The sequence below is a fragment of the Cellulomonas sp. B6 genome (assembly GCF_001462455.1).
GTDB lineage: Bacteria > Actinomycetota > Actinomycetes > Actinomycetales > Cellulomonadaceae > Cellulomonas.
Genome location: NZ_LNTD01000136.1, coordinates 1 through 10,394, shown reverse-complemented (window position 1 = coordinate 10,394; position 10,394 = coordinate 1). Strand labels below are relative to the sequence as shown.

General features: G+C 76.2%; 13 protein-coding genes. 8 read left to right on the top strand and 5 right to left on the bottom strand.

Annotated elements, in window-relative coordinates; all coding sequences use genetic code 11:
* Positions 1-60 precede the first annotated feature (60 nt).
* Both ATM99_RS12770 and ATM99_RS12765 read right to left on the bottom strand, forming a co-directional pair.
* On the bottom strand, positions 61-1,302 hold the full coding sequence (locus tag ATM99_RS12770; RefSeq protein WP_062103271.1) for a hypothetical protein: 1,242 nt from the start codon (positions 1,300-1,302) through the stop codon (positions 61-63).
* Between the two features lie 72 nt (positions 1,303-1,374).
* Positions 1,375-1,962, bottom strand: a complete 588-nt coding sequence (locus ATM99_RS12765; protein ID WP_062103270.1) for a TetR/AcrR family transcriptional regulator — start codon at positions 1,960-1,962, stop codon at positions 1,375-1,377.
* A gap of 87 nt (positions 1,963-2,049) precedes the next feature.
* Between ATM99_RS12765 and ATM99_RS12760 the strand changes: the two genes are divergently transcribed.
* From ATM99_RS12760 to ATM99_RS12750, 3 genes are all read left to right on the top strand, one after another.
* On the top strand, positions 2,050-2,298 hold the full coding sequence (locus ATM99_RS12760) for a hypothetical protein (protein WP_046529118.1): 249 nt from the start codon (positions 2,050-2,052) through the stop codon (positions 2,296-2,298).
* Positions 2,295-3,224, top strand: a complete 930-nt coding sequence (locus tag ATM99_RS12755; protein WP_062103269.1) for a hypothetical protein — start codon at positions 2,295-2,297, stop codon at positions 3,222-3,224. Before ATM99_RS12760 ends, ATM99_RS12755 begins: the two co-directional genes overlap by 4 nt.
* 89 nt (positions 3,225-3,313) lie before the next feature.
* The gene (locus ATM99_RS12750) at positions 3,314-3,946 is read left to right on the top strand and encodes a class I SAM-dependent methyltransferase (protein ID WP_062103268.1); all 633 of its coding nucleotides are present in this window, start codon (positions 3,314-3,316) and stop codon (positions 3,944-3,946) included.
* Positions 3,947-3,971: 25 nt separating this feature from the next.
* Here ATM99_RS12750 and ATM99_RS12745 read toward each other — a convergent pair whose 3' ends face one another.
* Positions 3,972-4,883, bottom strand: a complete 912-nt coding sequence (locus tag ATM99_RS12745; RefSeq protein WP_062103272.1) for a RimK family alpha-L-glutamate ligase — start codon at positions 4,881-4,883, stop codon at positions 3,972-3,974.
* 65 nt (positions 4,884-4,948) lie between these two features.
* Between ATM99_RS12745 and ATM99_RS12740 the strand changes: the two genes are divergently transcribed.
* The 3 genes from ATM99_RS12740 to ATM99_RS12730 all read left to right on the top strand — a co-directional run bounded on the left by ATM99_RS12740 (position 4,949) and on the right by ATM99_RS12730 (position 8,465).
* Positions 4,949-6,358 carry a DUF4232 domain-containing protein gene (locus tag ATM99_RS12740; RefSeq protein WP_062103267.1) on the top strand — a complete coding sequence of 470 codons (1,410 nt, stop codon included), beginning with the start codon at positions 4,949-4,951 and terminating at the stop codon, positions 6,356-6,358.
* Positions 6,359-6,500: 142 nt separating this feature from the next.
* Positions 6,501-7,331, top strand: a complete 831-nt coding sequence (locus tag ATM99_RS12735) for an alpha/beta fold hydrolase (protein WP_062103266.1) — start codon at positions 6,501-6,503, stop codon at positions 7,329-7,331.
* A 90-nt stretch (positions 7,332-7,421) separates the two neighbouring features.
* On the top strand, positions 7,422-8,465 hold the full coding sequence (locus tag ATM99_RS12730) for an alcohol dehydrogenase catalytic domain-containing protein (RefSeq protein WP_062103265.1): 1,044 nt from the start codon (positions 7,422-7,424) through the stop codon (positions 8,463-8,465).
* A gap of 175 nt (positions 8,466-8,640) precedes the next feature.
* Here the strand turns inward: ATM99_RS12730 and ATM99_RS12725 are convergent, their stop codons facing one another.
* Both ATM99_RS12725 and ATM99_RS12720 read right to left on the bottom strand, forming a co-directional pair.
* The gene (locus ATM99_RS12725; RefSeq protein WP_082659703.1) at positions 8,641-8,910 is read right to left on the bottom strand and encodes a hypothetical protein; all 270 of its coding nucleotides are present in this window, start codon (positions 8,908-8,910) and stop codon (positions 8,641-8,643) included.
* Between the two features lie 5 nt (positions 8,911-8,915).
* Positions 8,916-9,146: a hypothetical protein gene (locus ATM99_RS12720; protein ID WP_062103263.1), complete on the bottom strand. Its 231-nt coding sequence runs from the start codon at positions 9,144-9,146 to the stop codon at positions 8,916-8,918.
* 147 nt (positions 9,147-9,293) lie between these two features.
* On the opposite strand from ATM99_RS12720, the gene ATM99_RS12715 reads away from it, so the two are divergent.
* Positions 9,294-9,590 carry a nucleotidyltransferase family protein gene (locus tag ATM99_RS12715; RefSeq protein ID WP_062103262.1) on the top strand — a complete coding sequence of 99 codons (297 nt, stop codon included), beginning with the start codon at positions 9,294-9,296 and terminating at the stop codon, positions 9,588-9,590.
* A complete protein-coding gene (locus ATM99_RS12710) occupies positions 9,580-9,918 on the top strand; it encodes a DUF86 domain-containing protein (protein WP_062103261.1) in 339 nt (112 codons plus the stop codon). Before ATM99_RS12715 ends, ATM99_RS12710 begins: the two co-directional genes overlap by 11 nt.
* Positions 9,919-10,394 lie beyond the last annotated feature (476 nt).

Below are 10,394 nucleotides of genomic sequence, written 5' to 3'. Positions count from 1 at the left end.
CCCGTCGCCGGTCGTGCGGCGTCTCGCTCGTCCACCCGCGTGACGCTACGGCGAGCGGTGTCACCCGCGCGGCGGTTCGGGGGCGGTTCCCCCGCACGGCCCAGTGCCGTGCGGCTCGCCCTGGTGCGGTCGGTCCGCCGCCGGGGCCGCGGTCGGGGTCTGCTCCGCCTCCTGCTCCGCTCCCTGCCCCGCGGTCGGCGTGCGCTCCGGCCCGGGCGCAGCCGTGACCGGGACGGGCCGGGTCGAGAGCGGTGCGACGGACTCGGGGGTGAGCGCGGCGAGCGAGCGCCGCAGGGTCGTGACCACGGCCGCGACGACGAGCCCGACGGCGGCGTCGGCGTCGTCCCGCTGCTCGTAGCTGCGCAGCGCGTCGGCGAGCGTGGCCACGGCGCCGTCGGCCGCGCGTCGGCTGCGGGCGGTCGGGTCGGGCTCGGCCGTGGTCGTCGCGAGCGCGCGCAGCGCGTCGGACGTCGGGCGTCGCAACGCGTCCGGCAGGCCGCGGACCGTCGTGCCCCACGGGGCGTCGTCCGACAGCGACTGCAGGTCGTCGACGAGGCCCGCGACGCGCTGCAGGGCGCGGAACTCGTCCGACCGGGCCGCCACGGCGGACCGCTGCCGCCGCGCGGCCCGGTTGCCACGGGTCGCGTCGTGCAGCTCGTCGAGGCGCTGCCGGGCGGCCGCGAGCGTCTCCGTCAGGCGCCCGCGCCCGTCGGTGGCCTCGTCCGCCGCGTCGCCGTCCTGCGCCGCCAGCGCGGTCGCCAGTGCCGTGAGCTGCTGCACGCACGCGTCGCGCAGCAGCGCGAGCGCCTGGTCGGTGCGCTCGAGCGGCAGGCCGGGTCGTACCGCGCTCACCGCGACGGCGCACGCCGCGCCCACGAGGAACAGCCCGCCGTACGTCACTGCGTACCCGACCTCGTCGCCCGCTCCGAGCAGCAGCACGAACATCCCCGCGACGGGCACGTACGACCGCGCGTCGCCGAGCCGCGGCAGCCCCGCGAGCAGCGTGCCGACGCCCACGACCACGGCGATCGCGGCCACGCCCGGGCCCAGCGCGGCGTCGACGCCGATGCCGAGCAGCGCGCCGAGCGCGATCGCGGCGAGCGTGCGGACCGTGGCCGACACGGACTGTGCGACGGCCGAGTACGTCGTCACCGCAGCGCCGAACGGCGCGTAGAACGCGTACTCGTGGACCTCGGGGACCTGCAGCGCGATCAGCCAGGCCGCGGTGGCCGCGAGCGCGGCGCGCACCGCGAGGCCCAGGCGCGGGTGACGCACGAGGGTGCGGACGGGCGGGCGGGGCACCCGGCCAGTCGACCCCGGGCCGATGGGTGCGGCAAGCCGTGGGGGTGAAGCGGCTCGACGCGGCGTGCGGCGTCAGGTGGCGCGGGCGAGCGCCTCGACCTGCGCGACCAGCGCCGCGCGTCGTGCGTCCGCGGCGTCGTCGGGGTCGGCGCCCGCGCCGGCGGTCAGCACGACGTCGCCGAGCCGCGCGAGCGTCCACCACCCGGTGACGAGCGTGACGACGCTGAGCAGCAGGTGCTGGGCGCGCGCGGCGTCCAGGCCGGGCAGCACGGCCCGCAGGTGCGTCGCGCGGTCGCGGCACGTGGCCGCCCGGTGGTCGGCCGACGCGGCCTCGTCGAGCTCGAGGCTCTCCCAGGCCAGCAGCCGGGCGAGGTCGGGCGTGCGGCGGTAGCGGTCGAACAGCTCGCCGGCCCAGGCGCCGACCGCCGCCGGGCCGGTGCCCTCGACCTGCGCGCCGTCGAGGAGGCCGCCGAGGCGGTCGGCGAGGACGGCGCCGAACAGCCCGCGCTTGTCGCCGAAGTACGCGTACACGCGTTCCTTGTTGACGCCCGCGTCGCGGCTGAGCGCGTCCATGGTCGTGCCGGCGAAGCCGCGCGCGGCGAACTGCCGTGCGCCGGCGTCGAGCAGCCGACGTCGGGTGCCTGCGGTGTCCCATGCCACGGCGCCACCCTACGCGACTCCAACCGACCGTTTGGTTTCCGCGGGCGCCGGGGTTACCGTCTCTCCAACCGATCGTTTGGAGTTCTCGTGCGTCCTCTCCCGCTCCTGCCCCGCATCGCCGTCACCTGGCTCGCGATCTTCCCGCTCGTCGTCGTGGCCCGGGCGCTCCTGCGGCCCGTGGTCGACGGCTGGCCCGACGTCGCCGCGACCGCGCTGCTCATGGCCGTCGTCGTGCCCGTCGCCGTGCTCGTCGCGGTCCCCGCGCTCACCCGCGCCTACACCGCGCTGCGGGGGTCGCGCGCACCGCGCGCCGCGCAGCCCGGGACGCCCCGATGAGGGCCCTCGTGCTCGGCGCGCGCGGCGCCGTCGGCGCGGTCGCGGCCGGCGCGCTGCGCGCCGCCGGGCACCACGTCACCGGCGCCGGCCGCAGGCCCGGGCCCGGCGTGGACGTGCGCCTCGACCTGCGCGCTCCCGACGGCCTGGCCCGCGTGCGCGAGGCCGCCGCCGAGCACGACGTCGTCCTGCACGCGTCCGCCGTCGAGGACCCCGCGCTCGCGCGCGCCGTCGGCCGCACCCCGCTGGTCGACGCGTCCGCGACCGGCCGCTACCTCGACGCGCTCGCGGCCGCCGTGGCACCCGGCGGCACGCTCGTGCTCGGGGCCGGGCTCGTGCCGGGCCTCAGCACCGTGCTGGTCGCGTCGCTCGACGCCCGGCCGGGCGACGAGATCGACGTCGCGGTGCTGCTCGGCACCGGTGAGACGCACGGCGACGCGGCGGTCGCGTGGACCGCCGGGCTCGCGGGCGCGGCGCTGCACGACCCGCCCGAGGGCGGCACCGTCATGAACCTGCGCTCGGCGCGCGTGCTGCCGACGCGCTCGGGCGCGCGGCGCCTGCTGCGGGCCGACTTCCCCGACCACGTGCTCGTCGGCCGGGCGCGCGGCGTCACCGTCCGTAGCTACCTCGCTGCCGGCGGCGCCGCCACGACCGCCGCGCTCGCGCTGGTCGGCCGGTTCCCCGCGCTGCGCGCGCTCGTCGCGCGCGTGCCGCACGTCGGGGACGACCGCTGGGAGGTCGGGGCCGTCAACCGGCGCACGGGCGAGCGCGTCGCCGCGCACGGTCGCGGGCAGTCGGCCGCCACCGGGCTGCTCGCCGCGCGCGCGGTCGAGGCCGCGGCCGCCGCGCGCGGGCGCGGGGTCGTCACGAGCGCCGACCTGCTCACGCTCGACGACGTCGCGCGCGTCCCGGGCGTGCGGCTCGGCTGACGCGTGCCGACGAGCACGCCCCGGGGCGCACCGCGCGCACGGGCCGACGGTCCCGGTGCCGCGGGCGTCGCCGGTCCTAGGCTCGCAGCGTGAGCGACGACGTCGTGCAGGCCGTCCGGGACCGCTTCGACCACCGCGCGCCGTCGTACGACGGCAGCGCCATGCACCGCGACGTCGCGGCCGCGGTCGCCGCGTTCGTCGACCTCGACGGCGTCACGGACGTGCTCGACGTCGCGACCGGCACCGGCCTGGTGCTCCGGGCGCTGCGCGAGCGGCCCGGCGGGGCGGACCTGCGGTTGGTCGGCGTGGACGTGTCCGCGGGCATGCTGGCCGTCGCGCGCACGCACCTGCCCCAGGCCGACCTGCGGGAGGCCGACGCGCGGGACCTGCCGCTGCCGGACGCGTGCGTCGACCTCGTGACGTGCGTGACGGGCCTGCACCTCATCCCCGACACGCCCGCGGTCGTCGCGCAGTGGGCCCGCGTGCTGCGGCCCGCGGGCCGCGTCGTCACGGCCACGTTCGCGAGCTACGACCCCGCGCAGCACCACCGCGAGCAGCCGGGGTCGCAGCCGCCGTACCCGCAGCGGCACGCCGAGTTCGCGACGGTCGAGGCGCTCGACGCGCAGGTCGCGGCCGCGGGGCTCGCGGTCGTGCGGCACGGCACGTGGACCGACGGCCACGACGTGCTGCTGCTCGCCGAGCTGGCGCGCGGCGCGCGCTGACCGCGGCCGGCCGGAGCGACGCCCGTCAGCGCCGGACGCGCGCCAGCACCGCCGCGGCGACGACGGCCGTCACCTCGGGCACGACGTGCAGGTTGAGCGCGGGCTCGAACAGCTCGGCCTCGAGCAGCACGAGCCCGTGCGCCGCGGAGTCGACCGTGTCGACCCGCGCGTACAGCGGCACGCCCAGGCCCGTGGCGGCGTCGACCGCGGCGACGACGCGCTCGGCGAACGCGGCCTCCGCGGGCGTGACGTCGACCCGCTCGGGGTGCTCGGCGTACACGCCGCCGATCAGCCCGCCGCCGGGCGCGAGCAGCGCGCCCTTGGCGATCGCGTGCGTGAGGACCCCGTCCACCAGGTACAACGCCTTCTCGCGGCCCTCCGACAGCTCGCGCACCTCGGGCTGCACCATGACGACGCCACCGCCGTCGAGGACCCGGGCGGCCAGGTCGAGGGCGCGCGGGTCGTCGGCGCGGAACAGGCCGGTGTCGCGCGCACCCGCCGACACCGCGGGCTTGAGCACGACGAGCGCGGCGGGGTCGGTGGCCGCGAGGTCGGCGCGCACGTCGTCGAGGGCCGTGCGGTAGGTCGTCGGGACGACCGCGACGCCGTGGTCGGCGAGCTGCGCGAGGTACCGCTTGTCGAGGTTCCACCGGACCAGCGGGGGCGGGTTCAGCACGTGCGTGACCTGCTCGACGTGCGCGAGCCAGGCCAGGAACTCGGCGAGCCGCTCGGGGTAGTCCCACGGGGTGCGCAGCACCAGCAGGTCGAACCCCGCCCAGTCCACCGTCGCGTCGTGCCACACCGTCGCGTGCGCGTCGGCGCCGCGGTCCCGCAGCGCGGCGACCAGCGGGGCGGTGTCGTGGTCGAGGTCCTCGAGCGGGTAGGAGTCGGTGACGACGACGCCGATGCGGGGTGCGGGTGCGGTGGACGTGCTCACGTGCACGGACTCTACGGGCGCCGTTCACGCCCGGCCGGGGTGCGTCCGCCGTAGGGTCGGTCGTCGTGACCACTCCCGCGCCGGACGACGTCCCGCCGGCCGAGGTGCACCAGCGGCGCGGTCTCGTGGTCGGTGCGGTCGTCGCCGTGCTCCTGCTGCTGGTGGCCGCCGTGCTCGTGCGGGTCTGGCCGGGATCGACCGCGTGCCTGGTGGTCGGGGACGGCCCCCCGAGGCTCCCGGCCGTCGTCGCCGAGGGTGCGCAGCGGGTGCACGACGCCCTCGGGGACCGCCAGGTGACGCTCACGTGCGTGCTGGCGGGTGAGGCGACCGGGGACCCGGACGACGGGGCCCGCGCGGCAGACCCTGCGGCGTGGAGAGTCGACGTCGAGGTGCGCGTCAAGCGCGAGGACGTGGTCGCGACCGCGCGCGCCCTGCTCGCCGTGACCCCAGACGACGCCCCGTTCGGGTGGGACCCGAGCGTCGGCGACGTCGCACGCTCGCTCACCGTCGTCCTCACACCGGGTGGCGACGTCACACCGGCGCAGGACGCGGTCGCGCTGCGGGAGGTCCCCGGGGTCGCCGAGGTGTGGCTCTCGCCGGACGGCGGCCTGGTCAGCGTCGCGACGGGTGCGGACGTCGCGGCGGCGGTCGCCGCCACGGCCGGCCGCGCGCTGCCCGCCACGACCGTCGAGACGATGGACGAGTTCGTCGAGGTGCGGCAGGTGAACGCGGGCTCCTGGCCGGACGCGGTGGCGATCACGACGGCCCTCGACGTCGCGCGGTGGGACGGCGTGTGGCACGTCGTGGTCAGCGGCGGGGAGCCCGCGGACGACCGTCTCGACATCGGGGTCGGCGACGACGCGCAACGGGCCTTGGTGGTGTCGCGGCTCGACGCGCTGCTGACCGGCGCCCCCCGGGTGATCGGGTACCAGGTGGACTCACCGGCCGGCGGGGTCGCGGGCGTCGTCGGCGGGGCGGTTGGCGCGCCGTCGGGCTCGGGCGCGACCGCCGTCCCTGTGCCTGACCCGGCCGCGGCGGGCCTGCCGGCGTGCGCGGGCGCGGACCTGACGGTCGCGGTCATGTGGACCGACGCCGCGGCGGGCTCGCGGTTCATGGGGCTGCGTGCGACCTCGACGGCCGCCGCCCCGTGCACGGTCACGGGCGTGCCGACGCTCGCGTTCACACGGGCCTCGGGCACCCTGACGCCGGACCTCACGCAGCTGTCCGACGTGTCGGCGCCCGACGTGCCGCCCACCGTCGTGCTGGCCCCCGGCGAGGCGGTCGACGCGGAGGTGCGCTGGGCGGCGATGTCGACGTCGCAGGACCCGGACGTCGCGGTCCGGGTGAGCGTGCGGGCCGTGCCCGGCGCGCCCGTGGCCGACCTGGTGCTGCCGACGTCGCTCGACGTCCTCGCGGGCGCGACCGTCCGGGTCGGGCCCTGGCGCCCGGCGCAGGACGTCGACCCGACGCTCTGACGCCGGCACCGGCGGCGCGCGTCTCGAAGCGTTCGAGAAGCGGCGGGACGGTCCTGTCGTGCACGATGCCCTCGTCCCCGAGGGACACCGGGGGCTGAGCGTCCGCGACCGCCGGGCGCCGCGACGAAGGAAGGCAAGGGGCATGCCGTACGTCACCAGCACCGCCACCGACCAGACCGTCGAGCTCTACTACGAGGACCACGGCAGCGGGCAGCCCGTGGTGCTCATCCACGGCTACCCGCTCGACGGGCACTCGTGGGAGAAGCAGACCGTCGCGCTGCTCGACGCCGGGTACCGCGTCATCACCTACGACCGCCGCGGGTTCGGCCGGTCCACCAAGGCCACGCAGGGCTACGACTACGACACGTTCACCGCGGACCTCGACGCGGTGCTGACGGCCCTCGACCTGCGCGACGTCGTGCTCGTCGGGTTCTCGATGGGCACGGGCGAGGTCGGCCGGTACCTGGGCACGCGCGGCTCGGGCCGTGTCGCGAAGGCGGCGTTCCTCGCGTCGATCGAGCCGTTCCTGCTGCAGACCGACGAGACCCCGCACGGCCTGCCGCAGAGCGCGTTCGACGAGATCGCGGCGAACGCGCGGCGCGACCGGTTCGCCTGGTACGACGAGTTCTTCCAGAACTTCTACAACCTCGACGAGAACCTCGGCTCGCGCATCAGCGAGGCCGCGGTGCGCGGTTCGTGGCAGGTCGCCGCGGGCGCCGCGCCGTGGGCCGCGTGGGAGGTCGTGCCGACGTGGCACACCGACCTGCGCGCCGACATCGCCGCGATCGACGTCCCGACGCTGATCCTGCACGGCACGGGGGACCGGATCCTGCCGATCGACGCCACCGGGCGGCCGTTCCACACGCTCCTGCCGTCCGCGACGTACGTCGAGGTCGAGGGTGCGCCGCACGGCCTGCTGTGGACGCACGCGCAGGAGGTCACGGCCGCGCTGCTGGAGTTCCTCGCGTCCTGAGGGCCGAGGTCGTGAGCCGGGGCCGGGTCGACGCGCCGTGCGTCGGCCCGGCCGCGGCGCGTCCGTCGGCGCGCGGGGCAGGATGGGCCCGTGCGCGCGCTGGTGGTCGACGAGTTCGGGGTGCTCCCGCAGGTCCGTGACGTCCCGGACCCGGTGTGCCCGCCCGACGGCGTGGTGGTCCGCGTCGCCGCGACGGGTGTGTGCCGGTCCGACTGGCACGCGTGGCAGGGCCACGACGACGACGTGCGGCTGCCGCACGTGCCGGGGCACGAGCTCGCGGGCACGGTCGTCGAGGTCGGCCCCGACGTGCGCGGCTGGCGCACCGGCGACGTCGTGACCGTGCCGTTCGTGATGGCGTGCGGCGCGTGCGCGACGTGCCGCGCGGGGGACCAGCAGGTGTGCCCGCACCAGACGCAGCCGGGGTTCACGCAGTGGGGCTCGTTCGCGGAGCTCGTCGCGCTCGACCACGCGGACACGAACCTCGTGCGCGTGCCGGACGGCCTGTCGCCCGTGGCCGCGGCGGCCCTGGGCTGCCGGTTCGCGACCGCGTACCGCGCCGTCACGGTGCACGCCGCGGTGCGCGCGGGGCACGAGGTCGCGGTGCTGGGCTGCGGCGGCGTCGGGCTGTCGGCCGTCATGGTCGCGGCGGCCGCGGGCGCGCACGTCGTCGCGGTCGACCCGTCGCCCGCTGCGCGCGCCGCGGCCCGCGACGCGGGGGCGCACGTCGTGCTCGACCCGGGCGACGACGACCCGGCGGCCCTGGCCGCGCGCGTCGTCGACGCGACCGCGGGCGGCGCGCACACGTCGCTCGACGCGCTCGGCAGCCCCGCGACCGCGCAGGCGGGCGTGCTCGCGCTGCGCCGCCGCGGCCGTCACGTGCAGGTCGGGCTGCTGCTGCGCGACGACGCGTGGACGGCGCTGCCCATGGACCGGGTGGTCGCGTGGGAGCTGTCGGTGCACGGCTCGCACGGCATGGCCGCGCACGAGTACCCGGCGATGCTGGCGGCGATCGCCGACGGCCGGCTCGCGCCGTCCTCGCTCGTGGGGCGGACCGTCGGGCTCGACGACGCGGCGGACGCGCTCGCGGGCCTCGCGCGGCCGGGTGCCGGTGGGATGACGGTCGTCGTCCCGTGAGTCGCGTGCCGCACGGGGTCGGGGCTGGCGATGACGGGCGCTGACGAGCCGACCCGCGCGCCCCGGCGACGTCGGACCCCGGCCGAGGCCGTGCGCCGGGCGGGTCTCGGCTACCTCAAGCGGTTCGAAGGGCGACGGGCGCTTCCTGACTGGGCTTGGCGGGAGTGGCTGTCTCTCAGGACGCGCGCTTGCCGTACCGCTGACGCGCTGCCTCGCCGCTCGTCCCGACAGCAGCGCCGATCGCTTTCCACGACGTGTCCGAGCGTCGGGCGTTCGCGACGGCCTCGGCGATCTCACGTTCGGCCTCGGCGCGCTTGAGGGCAGCGAGCCGCAGCTGCGTGAGAGGAGCGACCGTGTCGCGGTCACCGGGCTCGGGCTCGTACGCTTCGAAGCGGTCGGCCAGGTCATCGGCCTGGGCCATCATCTCGTCGAGCGAGCGGGGCATCGGCATCACCTCAGGAACTTCGGTCGTGCTGGCATGGCGTGAGCGACGTACAGGTCGTCGTAGCGCTCGACGACGCCGACCTCGATGAGACCGCCGCTGCGGTCCGGACCGATGACCATCGTCATCCCGTCTCCCACGTCGAACAGGTCGACGTGGTTGCGTAGCGCGTGCCTGATCGAGTCCTCTGATACGCCGTGCCTGTAGGCGCTGTGAAGAACGATCGGGTCGCTGTCCACGTCGACAAGTTATCTTGCTAGTCAGTGTCGGGACAAGTGCTCGCCGATGTCGGCCGAGGGTGTATCGACAACTGGTCGCTTTGCCCAGGTTGGTGAGCCTGCACGGCTCGCCCCCCACCGACGACGGTCGGGGACTAGCTTGTCGCCATGATCCGGCTCGACGAGCGTCAGCACCTCGCGCTGGTCGAGCTGTGCGGGAGGTACGGGTTCGCCAGGCTCGAGGTCTTCGGGTCGGTGGCGCGTGGCGAGGAGCGCATAGACTCCGACGTCGACGTCCTCTATGACCTGCTCCCGGGACGGCGCGTCACCTGGGAGATCGTCGATGCCGCCGAGGAGATGTCAGAGATCCTCGGACGTCCTGTCGACCTGGTCTCACGCAGAGCCGTGCACCCCCTGCTGCGCGAGCGCATCGAGACGGAGGCTCGGGCGCTCTATGCAGCCTGACCTGCTGTTCGTCGCCGAGATGATCGAGGCTGCTGCGCGGATCGCTGCGCTCACCTCGGGCCTCGACGCAGCCGCGGTCGAGCGGGACGCCACCGTGCGTGAGGCTCTGCTGTGGAACTTCACCGTCCTCGGGGAGGCGGCGAACCAGGTGTCGCAGGCGACGCGGGCGCAGCACCCGGAGGTTCCTTGGCGTCGCGCCGCCGGGCTGCGCAACCGGATCGTTCACGGCCACTGGTCGACCGACACCGACGTGCTGGTCTCCACGGCGCACGGCGTGATCCCGGACCTGCTGGTCCAGCTCGGTAGGGTGCGGGACTCGCTGCGCTGAGCGGGCACGCCCGGGTGGATCGACAGCTGGGCGCGTCGGCGGCGGTGGGTGCGCGGGTCCTGGCACCACCGACGCCGTTCCGCACCGTCGACGCCCGCGTCGCGGGGCCCGTCGGGTGGCAGGTGACGTTCTTCCAGACGCTCGACGCTCGACGAGCGGCGGTCGCGGTCCGGGTTCGCGACGGACGACACCCGTCCGCGGTAGGGCGTAGCGCTCGCCGCCGCGCGGGCATGCGTTTCATCCGAACGTGTCACCGCGTGGCGCTGACCTGCACGGGAACCCCTGCGGTCGCGTTCCCACACAGTCACCCGACGCCCTTCGGGAAGTCACCACATCATTGACCGCCCAATTCGTCCACCGCTAGCGTCGTACTCGTCCGATTAGTACGTAGTCCTTACATATTCGACGACGGGAGTCGAGATGTCTCGGAGCAGGACGCAGGGGAGATCGGCGGGGGACCAGGGGGAACCGAGCGG